This is a genomic window from Streptosporangium sp. NPDC050148 (assembly GCF_055586505.1).
In genome coordinates, this window is record NZ_JBVJIA010000028.1 from 65,161 (window position 1) to 83,017 (window position 17,857).

Genomic DNA, 17,857 nt, shown 5'->3' on the forward strand with positions numbered 1-17,857 from the left:
CAGCCTTGACCGAAGCTGAAGGGGAGGTCGTTCGTGAAGCGGACGCTTGTCGCGTTTGCGGTGGTACTGGGCATGTTGTGGCCGGGGGCCGCGCACGCCGCCACGCAGGCGGACGAACGGGTGATGCTGATCGGCGTCCCCGGCCTGCGGTGGAGCGATCTCGATCCCGCCACCACCCCGAACCTGTGGCGGCTCGCCGGGCGGAGCGCCGTCGGATCGCTCTCGGTGCGCACCGTCGGGCGGGTGACCTGCCCCTACGACGGGTGGCTGACGGTCTCGGCCGGGGTGAGGTCGGCGGTCGGCTACGGCTGCGGCCTGCCGCCGGTGCCCGAGCCCTCCGGCACGGGCGCGGCCATCCCCGAGTACGGCTACCTGCACGAGGTCGCCGGGCAGCGCTACGCGGGCGCCCTGGGCGAGGCCGTGCGCGTCGCCGGGCAGTGCACGCTGGCGATCGGCCCCGGCGCCGCGCTGGCCCTGGCCGACCGGGCGGGCCGCGTCGGCGTGTACGCCCCCTCCCCCGAGCAGATCCCCTCCGGGGCGCTGACCAGGTGCCGGGTGATGGCCGCCGACGTCGACGACCTGATCAGGCCGTACGTGACCGGCGGGCGGCTGCCGGCGGACGGGGAGCCGCTCGGGCCGCAACAGCGGGCGGCGGCGCTGCGGCTGGCCGACGCCAAGGCCGGAGCGGTGCTGAGCGTGCTGCCCCGGGAGACGACCGTGCTGCTGGCGGGCCTGTCCGACCACGGCGGCGACCCGCACCTGCGGGTGGCCATGATGAGCGGCGAGAACGGCGGGCGGTTCTCCGGCCACTTCCTGGGGGCGGCCTCCACCCACCGCGACGACATCACGATCCTGCCGGACGTCACCGCGACCATGCTCTCCCTGGCCGGGGTGGCGACCCCTCCGACGGTGATCGGGGTGCCCTGGCAGGCGAGCGAGCGGCGTACCGGAGGCGTCGAGGCGGCGCGGGTGGAGCTGGACCGGGCCGACGTGGCCGGGCAGACGATCAGGCAGGCGGGCGGGGTGTTCTTCACCACGGTCGCCGTGCTCCAGGTCGCCTTCTACCTGGCAGCCTTCCTGCTGCTGCGCCGCGGGCGCGGCCTGACCGCCATCCGGGTGGCCGCGGTGGCGCTGGCCTCGGTGCCGGTCTCGACGTACCTGGTCAACCTCGTCGGCTGGCACCGCACGGGGACCCCGGTCGTGGCGCTGGCCGGTGGGATCGTCGTCTCGGCGCTGCTGCTGACCGCGGTGGCGCTGGCCGGTCCCTGGCGGCGCGCCCCGCTCGGCCCCCTGGCGGTGGTGGCGGGCGTGACCGCGGCGGTGCTCGCCGGTGACCTGCTGACCGGGACGACGTTGCAGCTCAACAGCGTGATGGGCTACAGCGCGGTGGTCGGGGCCCGCTACTACGGGCTGGGCAACATCCCCTTCGCGCTCTTCGCCACCTCGGTGCTGCTGCTGGCGTCCACGATCGCGCACCGGCTGACGCGCCGGGGCCGCAAGGGCGCGGCGGTCGCCGTGGTGGCGGGCCTGGGCGGCTTCGCGATGATCCTGGGCGGCTGGCCCGGCGTGGGCAGCGACTTCGGCGGCGTGATCGCGTTCGTGCCGGGCATCGCGGTGACCGCGATGCTGATCGCGGGCAGGCGGGTCTCGATCGTCAGGCTGGGCGCGCTCTGCGTGGCGGGCGGCGTCACCGTGATGGCCATCGCCTACCTGGACTACCTGCGCCCGCCGGGCTCGCAGACCCACCTGGGACGTTTCGTCGGCCAGGTGTTCACCGGCGAGGCCCTGGAGGTGATCGGCCGCAAGTTCGGCGCGATGATCGGCACCCTGCTCAACCCCAACCTGATGCCGGTCGTGATCGCCGCGGTGGCCTTCCTGGTGTACGCGCTGCTGCGGCCCGAGCGGGCGACCGCCGGGGTGCTGCCCGCGGCGTTCACGCACTCCCCCGCGCTGCGGGCCGGGCTGATCGGCACCTTGATCAGCGGCGTGGTCGGCATGCTGGTCAACGACTCGGGCGCCGCGGTTCTGTCGATGGCCCTGGCGCTGGCGGTCCCGCTGACGCTCTCGGTGGGGATCAGGGCCCTGGGCGCCGGCGACCCGCCCTACGAGGAGGAGGGCCAGGACCCGGCGAGCAGCTCCCTGGTGTCGCGCAACAACTGAGGCAGGACCTTGGTCTGGCCGACCACGGGCATGAAGTTGGTGTCGCCGCCCCACCTGGGGACCACGTGCTGGTGCAGGTGGGCGGCGATGCCGGCGCCCGCCACACCGCCCAGGTTCATGCCCACGTTGAAGCCCTGCGCGCCGCTGGCCTTGCGCAGGGCGACCAGGGCCCTCCGGGTGAAGTCGGCCAGTTCGGCGGTCTCGGGCCCGTCCAGGTCGGTGTAGTCGGGGACGTGCCGGTAGGGGCAGACCATCAGGTGGCCGGAGTTGTACGGGTAGAGGTTGAGCAGCGCGAAGACCGACTCGCCCCGGGCCACGACGAGCCCGTCCTCGTCGCTCATCCGGGGGATCTCGCAGAACGGGCAGCCGTCCTCAGGACCCGAGCCGCTCGGCTTGCTGGCCCCCTTGATGTACGCCATCCGGTGAGGAGTCCAGAGTCTCTGGAACGCGTCCGGTGTCCCCGCCCCGTGCTGCGCCTCCGGCTCGTTGCTCATGGCCGCCAGCATATTGCCACGCCGATCCGGCCCGGCTCGCGCCTCCCCGCCTTCCCTGCCCGGTCGCCCCGCCTCCGCGGAGCCCGGGAGGCCCCTTCCCGCATGTCCCGGTATCGGCGAACGAATACGGGGGATTTCCGGCAGAATCCCCCTGCACCACCAACGACAGCCGAGGAGTACCCATGACCGACGTCTCCGTCGAGGAACCGACCGAGAAGACCGCGTCTCCCGCCGAGGCGAGCGGCAGGCCCGCCCGCCCGTTCTCCCTGAGCCTGTCCCTGTCCACCCCGGAGCCGTCGCAGCCGTCCCCGGGCGGGCCCGCGCCCCTCCGGGACGAGCCGGACGCCTCCCCGGACGAGCCCGTCCTGACCGTGGTCGAGGAGGACCCCTCCCCGGCACCCTCGACGCCGTCCTCCCTGTCCTCCCTGTCCCCCATGTCCCCCGTGTCCCAGGGGTCCCCCGCGTCCTCGACGTCCCCCGCGCCTTCCGCGTCCTCGGTGTCCTCGGTGTCGTCGGCTTCGTCGGGCGCGTCTGACGAGCCGCTCCCCCCGTCCCCCGGCGACGACGCGGACGTCCCGGAGACCCCGCCCCAGTCGGTCTCGGTGATCTCCGCGGCCCCGCCGGCACCCGCGCCCTCCCCCGTGGCCGGGGCCGTGGTGAAGGGCCGGATCAAGGTGGCCGACGAGGTGGTGGAGAAGGTCGCCGCCCTCGCCGCGCTGGAGGTGGCGGGCGTGGCCGAACTCTGCGACGAGGCCGCTCTGGCCGCGGAGACGGTACGCCACCGGGCCGGCTCCGGCCCCGGCGTCAGGCGTGGCCCGCGGGGCGTCAGCGCGCACGTGCAGGACCGCACGGCCGCGGTGGACGTGACGATCGTGACCGAGTACGGGCACGTGGTGATGGACGTGGCCAACGAGGTCAAGACCAACGTGGCGCGGACGATCAGCAGGATGCTGGGCATGCGGGTCGTCGAGGTCAACGTCACCGTGGACGACGTCCGCCTGCCCGGTGAGACCGGCCGCACGACACCGGCCTGACCCGGCCGTCCGGGACGGTCGGGGATCCGGGACGGCCGGGACGTCCCGGCCGTCCGGGGGCCCTCCCGGCGAGGGCGTCGAGGGCCGGGGGGATCAGACGTGGCGGGGAGGCCCAGACCTGGGCGGGAGGGCTCAGAGCCGGCCGGGAGGGTCAGACCTGGGCGCGGCGCTCGATCGCGTCGACGATCTCCGCGAGCGCCTCGTCGACCGGCACCCCGTTCTTCTGCTCGCCGTTGCGGAAGCGGAAGGAGACCGCACCGGCCGCGATGTCCTCGTCGCCCGCCAGCAGCATGAACGGCACCTTGGACTTCTGCGCGTTGCGGATCTTCTTCTGCATCCGGTCGTCGGAGGCGTCCACCTCGATCCTGATGCCCCGGGCGCGGGCCTTCTCCGCGAGGTCCTGGAGGTAGGACACGTGGGCCTCGGCGATCGGGATGCCGACCACCTGGACCGGCGCGAGCCAGGGAGGGAACGCGCCCGCGTAGTGCTCGACCAGGACGCCGAAGAAGCGCTCGATCGAGCCGAACAGCGCCCGGTGGATCATGACGGGCTGCTGCCGGGAGCCGTCGGCCGCCTGGAACTCCAGGTCGAAGCGCTGCGGCAGGTTGAAGTCGAGCTGGATCGTCGACATCTGCCAGGTCCTGCCGATCGCGTCCCGGGCCTGGACGGAGATCTTCGGCCCGTAGAAGGCCGCTCCGCCCGGGTCGAGGACCAGCTCCAGGTTCTCCGACTCGGCGACCTCGCGCAGCGTCGCGGTCGCCTCCTCCCAGTCCTCGTCGCTTCCGACGAACTTGACCGGGTCCTTGGTCGACAGCTCCAGGTAGAAGTCGTCCAGGCCGTAGTCGCGCAGCAGGTCCAGCACGAAGCGCAGCAGCGACGCCAGCTCGTCGCGCATCTGCTCGCGGGTGCAGTAGATGTGCGCGTCGTCCTGGGTGAGGCCGCGCACCCGGGTCAGGCCGTGCACCACGCCGGACTTCTCGTAGCGGTAGACCGTGCCGAACTCGAACAACCGCAGCGGCAGCTCGCGGTAGGAACGCCCGCGCGCCCGGAAGATCAGGTTGTGCATCGGGCAGTTCATCGGCTTGAGGTAGTACTTGGCGCCTTCCAGCTCCATGGGCGGGAACATGCCGTCGGCGTACCACTCCAGGTGGCCGGAGGTCTCGTACAGCTTCTGCTTGGTGATGTGCGGGGTGTTGACGAAGGAGTACCCGGCCTCCTCGTGGCGGGCGCGCGAGTAGTCCTCCATGGCGCGGCGGATCACGCCGCCCTTGGGATGGAAGACCGGCAGGCCCGAGCCCAGCTCGTCGGGGAAGGAGAACAGGTCGAGCTCGGCGCCCAGCTTGCGGTGGTCGCGCTTCTCGGCCTCCTCCAGCAGGTGCAGGTACTCGTCCTGCTTCTCGCGCGACTCCCAGGCGGTGCCGTAGATCCGCTGGAGCTGCGGGTTCTTCTCGCTGCCGCGCCAGTAGGCGCCGCCGGAGCGCATCAGCTTGAACGCCGGGATGGACCGGGTGGTCGGCACGTGCGGGCCGCGGCACAGGTCCTTCCAGCGCAGCTCGCCGCTCTTGGCGTCGAGGTTGTCGTAGATGGTCAGCTCCGCGCCGCCCACCTCGACGCTCTCCTCGTCGGCCGCCCCGCCCTTGAGGCCGATCAGCTCCAGCTTGTACGGCTCGGCGGCGAGCTCGGCGGTGGCCTCCTCGTCGGAGACGGGCCTGCGGGAGAACAGCTGTCCCTGCTTGACGATCTCGCGCATGCGCTTCTCGATGCGCTTGAGGTCCTCGGGGGTGAACGGGTCCTTGACGTCGAAGTCGTAGTAGAAGCCGTTCTCCACCGGCGGGCCGATGCCCAGCCTGGCCTCGGGGAAGATCTCCTGGACGGCCTGGGCCATGACGTGCGCGGCGGAGTGGCGGACGATGGCGCGCCCGTCGGGGCTGCCCGCCTCGACCGGCTCGACCACGTCGCCGTCGGCCACCCGGGCCGCGAGGTCCTTGAGCTCGCCGTTGGCGCGGGCGGCGACCACGGAGCGCCCGTCGGCCTCCAGCGCCTCGCCGTACGTCGTGCCCTCCGCCACCACGCGCGCGGTTCCGGCGAGGGTGATCTGAAGTTCTGGCACGGCGGACACGGTTGCTCCCGAGAGGACGTCGTCGGATGTGACGAAAGCTGTAGGGAGTCGATGCTACCGGTGCCGGGGACGCCTTTTCCCGGCCCTGCCGGCGTGGTGCCGGCGTGGTGCCGCCGTGGCGCCGGCGCTCCCTCGGCGTACCGCCGTGGCGGTGGCTCTGGCTAGGCTTGGCCGATGTGAACGCAGCAGCCCAGACCTCCGGCGCGCACGCGGCCGGCATCGCGACCATCACCTCCGGCGGGACCGTGCTCGACACGTGGTTCCCGTCCCCGCAGCTGGGCGAGCCCCCCTCCCCCGGCACCGTGCGGCTGACCGAACGGGAGGCCGCCGAGGAGCTCGGCTCCGGGGTCGCCGCGCTGCTCGGTCCCGACGAGGACCGCGGCGTGGAGGTGGTGGCCGTACGGACCGGCATCACCAAGCTGTCGGAGGCCCCCGCCGACGCGCACGACGCCTACCTGCGCCTGCACCTGCTCTCGGCCCGTCTCGTCCAGCCGCACGGCCAGAACCTGGACGGGTTGTTCGGCCTGCTCAGCAACGTGGTGTGGACCAACCACGGCCCGTGCGCGGTGGAGGGCTTCGAGGAGGTACGGCTCCGGCTGCGCGCCCGGGGCCAGGTGACCGTCTACGGCGTGGACAAGTTCCCCCGCATGGTCGACTACGTGGTGCCCACCGGGGTCCGGATCGCCGAGGCCGACCGGGTCCGTCTCGGCGCGCACCTGGCGAGCGGCACGACCGTGATGCACGAGGGGTTCGTCAACTTCAACGCCGGGACGCTGGGCGGCTCCATGGTCGAGGGCCGCATCTCGGCGGGCGTCGTCGTGGGCGACGGCTCCGACGTGGGCGGCGGCGCCTCGATCATGGGCACCCTGTCCGGCGGCGGCAAGCAGGTCATCTCCATCGGGCGGCGCTGCCTGCTGGGCGCCAACAGCGGCATCGGCATCTCCCTGGGCGACGACTGCGTCGTGGAGGCGGGACTGTACGTGACCGCCGGGACCAAGGTGGCCCTGCCCGAGGGGCGGACGGTCAAGGCCGCCGAGCTCTCCGGCGCCTCGGGGCTGCTGTTCCGGCGCAACTCCACCTCCGGAGCGGTCGAGGTCGTGCCCCGCCATGGCACGGGCGTGGAGCTGAACAGCATCCTGCACGCCAACGACTGAGCACCGCGGCCCGTGCCGCGGCCCGTGCGGGCCCGCACGGGCCGCACGGGCCGCACGGGCCGCGGTGAGAACACCATCGGAACGCCGGAAGGGCGGAGATGACCGATCGACGGACCGCCGAGGACGCCGGGGACGTCCAGGGCGTCCAGGGCGCCGAGGGCTCTGAAAGCACTGAGGGCTCTGGAAGCGCCGGGGCCGCTGAGAGCCGGAGCCGCGCGGAGGGCGGGAACCGCGCGGACGCGACGGCGCGGCTGATCACCGGGCTGTTCGCGCCGCAGGTGCTGGTGATCGTGCTGCCCCCGCTCGTGGGGCTGATGGCCGACGCCCCGGCCGGCGCGGCCTGGGGTTTGCTGGCCTCGGTCCTGTGCGGCGGGGTGCCGGCCGCGGTGATCCTGGCCGGGGTCCGTGCCGGGCGCCTGGACTCCCACCACCTGGTCGACCGGGCGAGCCGGACCGGGCCGTTGCTGGTGGCGGTGGCCGGGGTGGTCGTCGCGCTGGTGCTGCTGGTCCTGCTGGGCGCGCCCCGGCTGCTGGTGGCCACGGTGACCGCGATGCTGGCCGCGCTCGCGGTGACGGTCCCGATCACGCTCAGGTGGAAGATCTCCTTCCACGCGGCCGTGTCGGCGGGCACCGTGGTGGTGCTCGCCCGGGTGCTGCCCGCGGTGCCCACCCTGGTCGTGGGCGCGCTGGTGGTGGCGGCGATCTGCTGGGCGCGGGTCCGGCTGACCCACCACACGCCCGCGCAGGTGGCCGCCGGAGCCGCCGTCGGCGCCGGGACGGCCTGGGCCGCGCTGAGCGCCTTCGGCCTCTGAGCGGGCCGGTCCCGCGGGACCGGCCCGTGTCACCCCCGGATCACCGGGGGCCGGACCTCGGGCCCGTGCCACCCGGGGTCGAACCCGGGCCGCGGGGACCCGGCCTCACAGCAGGCTCTTGAGGAACTCCCGCGTCCGGCCGTCGCCCGAGGAGTACTCGGAGGCGACGAAGTCGGTGACCCCGGCCTTGGCGAGCTCCTCGATCCGCGCCGACACCGCGTCCTCGTCGCCGACGATCGCCACGTCGGCGGGTCCGGCCGCGCCCTCCCGGTCGAGCACCGCCCGGTACGACGGCAGGTGGCCGTAGACCTCGAAGCGCTCGGCGGCCAGCGCCCTGGCCGCGCCGGCGTCGTCGGTGACGCAGACGGGCAGCGCGCAGACGATCCTCGGCGCGGGCCGTCCGGCGGCCCGGGCCGCCTCGGTGACCGCGGGCGCCACGTGCTCGGCCACGGTCCTGGGACCGGTCATCCACAGCACCGTGCCGTCGGCCACCTCCCCGGCCAGCCTGAGCATCCTGGGGGCCAGTGCCGCGATGAGGACGGGCATGTCCCTCGGGCCGGGCGTGGTCAGCCCGAGCTTGCCGGTGAGGGTCTCGCCCTCGAAGTCGGCGTTCTCGCCCCGTACCAGCGGCATCAGGATCGACAGGTACTCGCGCATGTGGCGGGCGGGCCTGTCGAAGCTGTAGCCGTACATGCCCTCGATCACGATCTGGTGCGAGAGCCCGATGCCGAGCACGAGCCGTCCGTCGAGGGCGGCGTTGGCGGTGAGGGCCTGCTGGGCGAGGGCGGCCGGGTGGCGCGGGTAGGTCGGGACGACGCCGGTGCCCAGCTCGATGCCGGGCACCTGGCTTCCGGCCACGGCCAGCGCGGTCAGCGCGTCGAGACTGAAGATCTGCGACATCCAGACGGAGGAGAAGCCGTCACCGGCCGCGCGGGCGATGCGCTCCCGCAGTCCGCCGAGTACGTCGGGTCCCTTGGGCTCGTTGATCATCAGTCCGAATCGCATCGCTACCGAACTCCATTCTAGTCGAGTCCGCCCAGTGTAGATCGAGGGGGGCGATCACACACCACCGCCGGGTCACCGGCCGTGCCCGCGACCGGCGAGGGGAAGGCGTCACAGGAGCTCGGTGAACCGCTCCACCTTCTCGATCCGGCCCGCGATCACGATGATGTCCCCGTACCCCAGCACGGTCCCGGCGTCGGCGTAGGTGAACTCCTCGTGCTCGCCCTTCACGCAGACGACGGTCACCTGGTACTTGCGGCGCAGGTTGGACTCGCCCAGGGGCACGCCGACGTACTCGCGGGGAGGACGGGTCTTGACCAGCGCGTAGTCGCCGTCGACCTCCATGTAGTCGAGCATCCGCCCGTTGAGCAGGTGGGCCAGCCGCTCCCCCATGTCGTGCTCGGGCAGGATCACGTGATGGGCTCCGACCCGCTCCAGGATGCGGCCGTGATCGCGGCTGGTCGCCTTGGCCCAGACGTCCTCGATCTCCAGCTCGACGAGCAGGGACGTGGTGAGGATGCTGGACTCCAGGTCGGTGCCGATGGCGACGACCGCCCGGTAGAAGTCGGGCACCCCGATCTGCCGCAGCGCCTCGATGTCGGTGGAGTCGGCGACGACCACGTGGGTGAGCTTCGCCGCCATGCTCTGGACCACCTTGGGACGGTTGTCGATGGCGAGCACCTCGGTCCCCCGGCGGCACAGCTCCATCGCCAGGGAGCCGCCGAAACGGCCGAGCCCGACGACCACCACCGGATCGTTCCTTCTGTCAGCCAACGACCGTCCTCTTCCGGGAGTCCGCAGCACGGCGGTCCGTCAACGAGAGAAGCCCGGAGGCCGACGTCCGCCTCCAGGCTCCCACCTGCGCACCGCTTCGGGCCTCCAGACCCGGATTGCCCCGATTCTACCTCAGGGGAACACCGGCAGACCGTCGTCGTGCTCCTGGGGCTCCCGGTCGGGACCGGCCCCCGGGGCGTCCGGGTCCGGATCGGTCTCTCCGGCCTCCCGCCGCGAACCGGCGAGGGTCTCCAGCACCTGGTCACCGTACTTGGCGAGCTTGTTCTCGCCGACCCCGCTCACCGTGCCGAGCTCCTGCAGGGAGGCGGGGGAACGGGTGGCGATCTCGCGCAGGGTCGCGTCGTGGAAGATCACGTACGCGGGCACGCCCTGTTCCTTGGCGGTGGCGGCCCGCCAGGAGCGGAGCAGCTCGAACACGCCGGCCGCCTCCTCGGGCATCTCGACCGGGTCGGCCTTGCGGCCGGTGGCGGTCTTCGCGGCCCTGGAGGCGCGCGCCGGTCGTTCCGGCTCGCGCCGCAGCGGGACCTGGCGTCGGCGGCCCAGCACCTCGGCGCTCGCCTCGGTCAGCACCAGGGTGCCGTAGTCGCCCTCGACGGCCAGCAGCCCCTGGGCCAGCAGCTGGCGCACCACGCCGCGCCATTCGGCCTCGCTCAGCTCCGTGCCGATGCCGAACACCGTCAGGGTATCGTGGTCGTGCTGGATGACCTTGGCCGTCTTCTTCCCCAGCAGGATGTCGATGATCTGGCCCGCGCCGAACTTCTGGCGGCGCTCGCGCATGAGGCGGAACACCGTCGACAGGACCTTCTGGGCGGCGACCGTGCCGTCCCAGGCCTCGGGCGGCGACAGGCAGGTGTCGCAGTTGCCGCAGGCGGTGCCCTCCTGGCCGAAGTAGGCCAGCAGCCGCGCGCGGCGGCACTCGACCGCCTCGCAGAGCGCGAGCATGGCGTCCAGGTGGGTGCCCAGGCGGCGGCGGTGGACGTCGTCGCCCTCGGAGGTGTCGATCATCTTGCGCTGCTGCACGACGTCCTGCAGGCCGTAGGCGAGCCAGGCCGTGGAGGGCAGGCCGTCGCGCCCGGCCCGGCCGGTCTCCTGGTAGTAGCCCTCGATGGACTTGGGCAGGTCCAGGTGGGCGACGAACCGCACGTCGGGCTTGTCGATGCCCATGCCGAACGCGATGGTGGCGACCATCACGAGACCGTCCTCGCGCAGGAACCGCGCCTGGTTGGCCGCCCGGGTGCGCGCGTCGAGTCCCGCGTGGTACGGCAGCGCCGGGATGCCGTTCGCCACCAGGAACTCCGCGATCTTCTCGACCGAGTTGCGGGACAGGCAGTAGACGATGCCCGCGTCCCCGGGGTGCTCGGCGCGCAGCAGCTCCAGGAGCTGCCGCCTGGGCTCGTTCTTGGGCACGATGCGGTACTGGATGTTGGGGCGGTCGAAGCTGGCCACGAAGTGCCGGGCCCGCTCCAGGTCGAGCCGGGAGGCGATCTCGGCGTGGGTGGCCCTGGTGGCGGTCGCGGTCAGCGCGATGCGCGGCACGTCGGGCCAGCGCTCGTGCAGCGCGGACAGCGCCAGGTAGTCCGGCCTGAAGTCGTGCCCCCACTGGGCCACGCAGTGCGCCTCGTCGATGGCGAACAGCGAGATCACCCCGCTGTCCAGCAGCCGCATCGTCGCGTCGACCCTCAACCGCTCCGGGGCCAGGTAGAGCAGGTCCAGCTCGCCGGCGAGGAAGGCCGACTCCACCCGGCGGCGCTCGTCGAAGTCCTGGGTGGAGTTGAGGAAGCCGGCCCGTACGCCGAGCGTGGTGAGGGCGTCCACCTGGTCCTGCATGAGCGCGATGAGCGGCGAGATCACCACCCCGGTGCCCTTACGGACCAGCGCGGGGATCTGGTAGCACAGCGACTTGCCGCCACCGGTCGGCATGAGCACCAGGGCGTCCCCACCGGCCACCACGTGATCGATGATCTCCTGCTGCCCGGCCCGGAACGAGTCGTAGCCGAAGACGCGCTGCAGGACCCTCGACGCGTCGCTCACCTCGGGGCCGTTCTCGGGGGAGATCATCGGATCAGTGTACGAGGGATCCTCCCCCGGATGACGGGGAACCCGAGGTCGACCGGCCGCGAAGGCCGGGCCCGGACACGGCCGGGCCCGGACACAGGAGGCGCGACGCGGCACGGCGGAGGTCACGGGAGACGCGACGCCGCCGGGCGCGCACCGCGGGGAGGCGCGACGCGGCCGGGCGGGGACGCGGGACACCGCCGGGAGGCGGGGCCTCCCGGCGGTGCCGGGCCGTCACCGGTCCCGCGGTCGCCCGCGGGTCACCGGCCGTCGGTGATCACCCGTGAACGGTGATCACGGGTTGACGTTGATCGTGAAGGTGGACGTGGTGTTCCTGATGTTCTGGGCGTTGTTGCTCATCTGGAGGTTGTTGAAGGTCGCCGAGCCGACCGCGGGCCCCTGGTTGGGCTCGGGCATCTCGTTGGCCCAGATGGCCCAGCCGGACTTGGCGTCGAAGGCGTCCCCGCTCTTGCGGGCACCGGTGATCGTGACGTTGGTGAAGATCGTGTCCTTGACCGGGTTCTGCGGCTGGCCCCCGACGTAGTTCGTCTGGAACATGATGCCGCCGTAGGTCGGGTCCACGATGTCCACGTTGCTGACGCGGATGCCCTGGAAGACCTTGGAGGCGGAGAACACCCAGATCGCCGGGAAGACCTGCTGGCCCCAGAAGTGGCCGCCGGCGCGGACGATCGAGATGTTCTCGAACCGGGTCGGCGGGCTGGCGCCGAAGCCGTTCATCGGGTAGCCGAAGTCCAGCGAGCTGATCGTGATGCCCGAGTAGACCAGCGTGTCGGCGATGTAGATGTTGCGGAAGACGTTGTCGTACCCGCCGTAGACCGCGACGCCCGCGGCCCGCCAGGTCAGGATGGAGGTCAGGTTCTCGTAGACGTTGCCCTTCATGTCGGCCCCGCCGGCGTCGATGGCCGAGAACAGCGCGAAGCTGTCGTCACCGGTCGCCCGGGCCTCGTTGTTGCTGACCAGGTTGTCGGTGCTGCCGTTGGTCATGTTGATGCCGTCGGCGAACATGTTGCGGATCCGGGAGTTCTTGATCGTCACCCGGTCGGTGTTGGCGCCCCAGTAGAGGCAGATCATGTGCTCGTTCCAGATGTTGTCGATCACCACGTCGGCGACGTTGGCGAAGTCGAACACCTTGCCGGGACCGTCGATGCGCGAGGTGTAGTTGCCGAAGTAGGCGAAGTTCGCGAACGACGAGCCGTTCGCGGTCCCCTCGGCACGGAACCCGATGTCGGTGTTGTCCTGGTTCGAGGGAGCGCGGAACTGGGTGTACCAGGGGCCCGCGCCGACCACCTTGACCGGCTTGCCGTAGACCTGGAACTTGCTCGCGGTCTGGTAGGTGCCCGCCGGCAGGTAGACGCCGACCAGCGTGCCGGTGGTGTCCATCCGCACCTTGTCCAGCGCGTTCTGCACGTCCTGGTGGGTGAACCCGGCCGGGACGGTGTAGCGGGCGGGGTCGGGGTTGGCGACCGGCGCGACCTGCTCGGTGTTGATGAAGTCGATCGCGTACGTGGTGGTGTTGGCGGGGTCCTTCTGCAGCCTGATCCTGCTGCCGGCCGGGACGGTGGTCCCGAGCATGAGATTGGCCTCGTCGTAGATGTGACGCGGCGGGCCTGCGCCGGGCGAGTTGCCCGGGGACGCCTCGGCGCCGTACAGCCAGGCGTACCTGGACGTCAGGTTGATCGCCTTGAGGAAGGTGTCGTCGACGTAGACGTTCAGCGTGGAGTCGATGCCGCCGCCGCCCGGGGCGTCGGGGATGGAGAAGCGGGTGACCAGGGTGTTGGTGCTGGCCTTGGTGGTGAACTCGACATAGCTGCCGGTGGTGTTCAGCGTCACCGCCCTGCGGCCCGACGCCTCGCCGGCCACGTCGCCGATGGTGCGGTTCGGGCCGACCACGGCCGCTCCGCCGCCGACCACGGCGTCCTCGGCCTCCAGCATGTCGTACGGCATGTTGGCGCCGCGGCCGACGAAGAACGGCCGGGTGGAGGTGTTGTTGGCGCGCTTGACCGGGAGCTCGTTGGCGTCGTCGGCCAGGACCGTCCTGACGGTGTACCTGCCGTTGCCGGCCGTCCAGGTGCCCAGGGTGACGGTGCCCGCGGTGGCGCCCGCGGCGATCACGCCGGTGTGCGAGCCGGTCAGGGTCCGCACGACCGTGCCGGACTCGTTGAGCACGGTCAGCGTGATGCCGTGGGCGCCGCCGGCGGAGGCCGCGGTGCCCTGGTTCTTGATCGCCACGGAGAAGGTGACGACGTTGCCCGCCGACGGGTTGCTCGGGGTCCAGCTCGTCGTCGCCACCAGGTCGGCGGTGTCGACGGGCCTGACGACGAGCGGGGAGGAGGCCGAGAAGGTGTTGTTGGACTCGTTCTGCTCGTTGACGCTCCCGCCCTCGTCGACCTTGGCGCTCAGCGGGTAGCTGCCCGCGTCCCGGGGACCGGCGCTCGCCGAGACGGTGACCGACGCCCCCGCGGCCAGCGCGCCGACCGCGGCGGTGCCGACCCTGGTGGTGCCGAGGTAGAAGTTGACGTTCGTCGCGCCTGAGGCCGCGGTGCCGCCGTTCCTGACCGTCGCCGAGAGCGTGACGGAGTCGGTCTCGACCGGGCTCGCCGGGGACGCGGTCAGGCCGGTGATCGTCAGATCCGGGTTCGGCGCCGGGGTGCCGAGGACCTGGAACTCCGCGACCTGCCCGGACGGGGCGCCGGAGTTGGAGGTGATCTTCAGCTGGACGTCGGCGGCGGTGCCGGAGACCGGGATCGTCACGGTGTTGCCCGTGGCCGGGTTGAAGGTGTGCTGCGCCGCCGGTGACAGGGTGGTGTACCCGCTCGCGCCCTGCCCGCGGCCGAGGACCTCGATGGTCTGGGTACGGGTGGCCCAGGCGCTGTCGGGGTTGAGCTTCACCACGACCGAGCCGAGGGTGGCGTTCGACCCCAGGTTCACCGTGAGGGTGGCCGGGTATCCGCCGCCCTCCCAGTAGGTGGCGGTGTTGTTGTCGTTGGCGTTGGCGGCCACGAACGTGAAGATCGAGGAGGAGGCGCTGATCGGCTTGCCCAGGGCCAGGTTGGTGCCGCCCGGCGTGGAGCCGTTGCGGGTCACGGTGTTGCTGTCGCCCGACCGGTTGCCCGCGGCGTCCCTGGCCCTGACGCGGTAGGACACGGTCGCGGTGTCGGGCTGGTTGTCGGTGTAGGTCAGCACGTTGCCCGCCACGCTGGCGCGCAGGGTGCCGTTGGCGTACACCTCGTAGCCGGTCACGCCGACGGCGTCGGTGGAGGCGTTCCAGGTGAGCCTGATCTGCCCGGCGGCGGGCTGGGTGTAGGCCAGGTTCCCCGGCGCGGTCGGCGGCGTGGTGTCACCGCCGGTGCCCTCCGGCCCGTAGATCTCGAACTCCGAGAGCTGCCCGGCGGGCCATCCGGTGTTGGCGGTGATGTTCAGCCGCACGTACCGGGCGCCGGCCGCGGTGAAGTCGATCGTCACCGTGTTACCGGTCGCCGGGTTGAAGGTGCGGCCCGCGGAGGCGGCGAGGGTGGAGAAGGACGAGCCGTTCGTGCTGCCCTGCACCGACAGGGTCTGGGTCCTGGTGGCCCAGTCCGTCGCCGGCGGCAGCTTCAGCACGACCCTGTTCACGGTGGCCGTGGCCCCGAGGTCCACCTGGACCCACTGCGGGAAGGCGTTGTTGGGGCTCTCCCAGTAGGTGGAGGCGTTTCCGTCGTTGACGTTGCCGGCCACGTAGGGGGCGTTGGAGCCGGAGGCCGAGGCCGCCTTGCCCGCCGCCAGGTTCGGGGCGGCCGCCGCCGTGGCCGGTGTGACCGCACCGGCCAGGGCGAGCAGGCTGGTGGCGGCCATCGCCGCCACCAGCCTCAGCGCCAGGTACTGCTTTCTCATTGTTCCTCTATCTCTCGTCTGGAACGACGGGGACGGGGAGAGGCTGGGGGGTGCTGGTCGCCGTGTACGCCGGGATGCCTGCGGGGGGACGGTCGGCGGGACGAGCGGTGCGCAGCGCAACGCTGGCAGAAGTTGCGAAGTAAGGAGAAAATTTAACAGTCATTTGCAATATTTTTGCATTGCGCTGGCCAAATGTTACATACGTGCTACGGGCACGTCAACGGGTCGAGACGGGGGGACGGCCGGAATACGCCGGAAAGACACCGCAGGCGCGACCGGTCCGCTTGCTGGTGGTGGACCCGGTGACTCGGCGCGGCGGGTTCGATCGGCCGAAGGACGTGGCCGGGGCCGCGTCGCCGAGCGAGTTCAAACAGCGGCCGGCGCTGCCGGCGGACTCGAGGCGATCGGGCCGACCCGGGTCCGGCTGGGGGGCGTGCCGCCGGGGAAGGTCGGGCACTTCGCAGGAAAGGCGCACGTCACCGACGTCGCCAGCATGCGCAAGGGGGCACCGGCAAGCAGCCGACGTCGCCGGCCGGCTTCGTGCACACGGCCGCGGCCGGGGCCCGCGACGACGTGGTGACGATGTTCTGCAAGCGGACCGCGGCCGTCCACGGGTCTGTCCAGTGAACGGCTCTGGCACGAGTCACGGCGACGTGTAGCTCAACGTGTAGGGGCCGGCGCCTTTGTAGGAGAGCAGCAGGTAGCGGTAGAGGCCGGGTGGGCCCCAGTAGCCGAGCTCCTCGAAAGGGCTGGGGGTCTCGGCGACCGCAACGGTTCTCCAGCTGGAGCCGTCGTGTTTTTGCAGGTGGAGATCGAAGTCACCGCTGGGACTGGCCTCTAGACAGCCGTAGTGGTTGCCTGCGACGGTCGTACGGTAGTGCAGGCCGCCGGGCTGGTAGACGGACCGGCCGCTGCTCAGCGCGCCGGTGGCGGAGTCGGGGTAACCGCTGCAGGAACCGGTGCTCGCCCGAGCCTTCGTGTAGGTCAGCAGGGTCAGACCGTAGGCGGTGAGGATGTCGTTGATCGGCTGGACATAGGTGACGCCGCCGGTGGCGCAGGTGCCGGAGCCGCCCGAGACGATGCCCTGGGCCTGGCCGATCGAGAGCATGGATGCGCCCGCGTTGCCGGGGTTGCCGCAGGCACTGGTGCGCATCACGTCCTCGACGACGCCTTCGGGGTAGGTGACGTCGGCCTCGCGCTGGGTGATGGTGCCGCAGTGCCAGTCGAGGCCGGCGGCGGAGGACCCGGCCAGGCAGACCGAGCTGCCCTCGATGGCCTCCTTGGCGCCGTAGACGTACATGATGCCGCCGCTGTCGTTGCCCACCAGCGGCCGGGACGTCCAGGTGTCGTCGAGGGCGACCCAGGAGTGGTCGCCGCCGGGGAACGTCGAGGCCTGCACGGTTCCTTGGGTGAGGCGGTTGAAGCCGACGGTGGCGGTGTGCGGGGTGCCGCAGTGCCCGGCGCTGACGAAGCCCTTCTGGGTTCCCCTGGTCACGGCGAAACCGACCGAGCAGCGGGTCGTGGCGCCGGCGTAGTAGGCCTGGCCGCCCACCAGATCGGTGGGCGGGACGCCGGGCGGGTAGGTCTGCGGGTTGACGGGCGTGCCGGCCTGCAGGAGCCGGGGCTGCTCGGCCGAAAGGACCACGCGCACCGCGGCGGGGGAGACTTTCGCGGCCTTGATCGAGCTCGCGGTGGCCCTGGGCGTGCTCGACGAGATGACGACCTTGTTGGCTCTGACGTCGATGTAGCGCACGCCGCTCACCTCCGCGAGGGCCGGCCGGGCGGTGGTGAGCTTCTCCTTGACCGCCCGCAGTTGCGCCAGCGATCGGCCGACGACGAGGGGCCGGGCGCCCGCGGCGGTGATCTGGGCGGCGTCGGCGCGGCCGGTGGTGGCCACCACCAGCGTTTGCCCGGTGGACCCCTGAAGCCAGGCACCGGCGAAACGATCCTCAAGTCCTGTGCGTAGCTGCACCGCGATCGAGGTCAGATGAGACTCGTTGAGCAGACGGCTGTGGGCCTGGTCCGCGGTGAGCCCCAGATCCCGCTGCATGGCCGCCAGCATGCCCATCGGAGGTTTCCGCGCCGCCGGTCCCCGCTCGGCGGGCTTCACCCCTGAAACGGCGGGGACCGCCTGAGCTGGATGGGCGGCCATGACCGGGGCCGTCATCGAGGCAAGGATGGTGATCGCCAGGGAACATCCCATGGCGGCGGCACGCGTGCGGAACATGACGATCTCCTCGGCCTGGGCTGCGATGAGCGTGAGGGGAGATCGCCGTGCGACACCGATCGATCCGCTATACCGGCGAATGCCACCCTAACCAGGCCGTTGCCGCCTAACTCC

General features: G+C 71.8%; 11 protein-coding genes. 4 read left to right on the forward strand and 7 right to left on the reverse strand.

Going from position 1 to position 17,857, the window contains the following annotated elements; genetic code table 11:
* Positions 1–33 precede the first annotated feature (33 nt).
* Positions 34–2,160 carry a hypothetical protein gene (locus tag ACZ6RT_RS27830; protein ID WP_470157040.1) on the forward strand — a complete coding sequence of 709 codons (2,127 nt, stop codon included), beginning with the start codon at positions 34–36 and terminating at the stop codon, positions 2,158–2,160.
* On the opposite strand, the gene ACZ6RT_RS27835 is transcribed toward ACZ6RT_RS27830, so the two are convergent.
* Positions 2,103–2,654, reverse strand: a complete 552-nt coding sequence (locus tag ACZ6RT_RS27835; protein ID WP_470157041.1) for an HIT family protein — start codon at positions 2,652–2,654, stop codon at positions 2,103–2,105. The genes ACZ6RT_RS27830 and ACZ6RT_RS27835 overlap by 58 nt on opposite strands.
* A gap of 182 nt (positions 2,655–2,836) precedes the next feature.
* Between ACZ6RT_RS27835 and ACZ6RT_RS27840 the strand changes: the two genes are divergently transcribed.
* A complete protein-coding gene (locus ACZ6RT_RS27840; protein WP_470157042.1) occupies positions 2,837–3,688 on the forward strand; it encodes an Asp23/Gls24 family envelope stress response protein in 852 nt (283 codons plus the stop codon).
* A 151-nt stretch (positions 3,689–3,839) separates the two neighbouring features.
* On the opposite strand, the gene thrS is transcribed toward ACZ6RT_RS27840, so the two are convergent.
* Positions 3,840–5,807 carry a threonine--tRNA ligase gene (thrS, locus tag ACZ6RT_RS27845; protein WP_399196001.1) on the reverse strand — a complete coding sequence of 656 codons (1,968 nt, stop codon included), beginning with the start codon at positions 5,805–5,807 and terminating at the stop codon, positions 3,840–3,842.
* Positions 5,808–5,983: 176 nt separating this feature from the next.
* On the opposite strand from thrS, the gene dapD reads away from it, so the two are divergent.
* Together dapD and ACZ6RT_RS27855 are read left to right on the forward strand one after the other, a co-directional pair.
* On the forward strand, positions 5,984–6,961 hold the full coding sequence (gene dapD, locus ACZ6RT_RS27850) for a 2,3,4,5-tetrahydropyridine-2,6-dicarboxylate N-succinyltransferase (RefSeq protein ID WP_399195999.1): 978 nt from the start codon (positions 5,984–5,986) through the stop codon (positions 6,959–6,961).
* 98 nt (positions 6,962–7,059) lie between these two features.
* Positions 7,060–7,773: a hypothetical protein gene (locus ACZ6RT_RS27855; RefSeq protein ID WP_470157043.1), complete on the forward strand. Its 714-nt coding sequence runs from the start codon at positions 7,060–7,062 to the stop codon at positions 7,771–7,773.
* Between the two features lie 105 nt (positions 7,774–7,878).
* Here ACZ6RT_RS27855 and ACZ6RT_RS27860 read toward each other — a convergent pair whose 3' ends face one another.
* The 5 genes from ACZ6RT_RS27860 to ACZ6RT_RS27880 all read right to left on the reverse strand — a co-directional run bounded on the left by ACZ6RT_RS27860 (position 7,879) and on the right by ACZ6RT_RS27880 (position 17,743).
* Complete coding sequence (locus ACZ6RT_RS27860) at positions 7,879–8,778, reverse strand: TIGR03564 family F420-dependent LLM class oxidoreductase (RefSeq protein ID WP_470157044.1); 900 nt, start codon at positions 8,776–8,778, stop codon at positions 7,879–7,881.
* A 108-nt stretch (positions 8,779–8,886) separates the two neighbouring features.
* Positions 8,887–9,549 (reverse strand): potassium channel family protein, encoded by a 663-nt coding sequence (locus tag ACZ6RT_RS27865; protein WP_399195993.1) that lies wholly within the window; start codon positions 9,547–9,549, stop codon positions 8,887–8,889.
* A gap of 132 nt (positions 9,550–9,681) precedes the next feature.
* Entirely contained in the window at positions 9,682–11,628 is a 1,947-nt protein-coding gene (recQ, locus tag ACZ6RT_RS27870; protein ID WP_470157045.1) for a DNA helicase RecQ, read from the reverse strand.
* A gap of 291 nt (positions 11,629–11,919) precedes the next feature.
* On the reverse strand, positions 11,920–15,516 hold the full coding sequence (locus ACZ6RT_RS27875) for a galactose-binding domain-containing protein (RefSeq protein WP_470157046.1): 3,597 nt from the start codon (positions 15,514–15,516) through the stop codon (positions 11,920–11,922).
* Between the two features lie 643 nt (positions 15,517–16,159).
* A complete protein-coding gene (locus ACZ6RT_RS27880) occupies positions 16,160–17,743 on the reverse strand; it encodes a S1 family peptidase (protein WP_470157047.1) in 1,584 nt (527 codons plus the stop codon).
* Positions 17,744–17,857: the final 114 nt, after the last annotated feature.

What these genes read in the sequence shown, in the direction of transcription:
- recQ (WP_470157045.1), bottom strand. Translation starts at nt 11,628, where the DNA reads ATGATCTCCCCCGAGAACGGCCCCGAGGTGAGCGACGCGTCGAGGGTC.
- ACZ6RT_RS27875 (WP_470157046.1), bottom strand. Translation starts at nt 15,516, where the DNA reads ATGAGAAAGCAGTACCTGGCGCTGAGGCTGGTGGCGGCGATGGCCGCC.
- ACZ6RT_RS27840 (WP_470157042.1), top strand. Translation starts at nt 2,837, where the DNA reads ATGACCGACGTCTCCGTCGAGGAACCGACCGAGAAGACCGCGTCTCCC.
- ACZ6RT_RS27855 (WP_470157043.1), top strand. Translation starts at nt 7,060, where the DNA reads ATGACCGATCGACGGACCGCCGAGGACGCCGGGGACGTCCAGGGCGTC.
- ACZ6RT_RS27835 (WP_470157041.1), bottom strand. Translation starts at nt 2,654, where the DNA reads ATGAGCAACGAGCCGGAGGCGCAGCACGGGGCGGGGACACCGGACGCG.
- ACZ6RT_RS27880 (WP_470157047.1), bottom strand. Translation starts at nt 17,743, where the DNA reads ATGTTCCGCACGCGTGCCGCCGCCATGGGATGTTCCCTGGCGATCACC.
- ACZ6RT_RS27860 (WP_470157044.1), bottom strand. Translation starts at nt 8,778, where the DNA reads ATGCGATTCGGACTGATGATCAACGAGCCCAAGGGACCCGACGTACTC.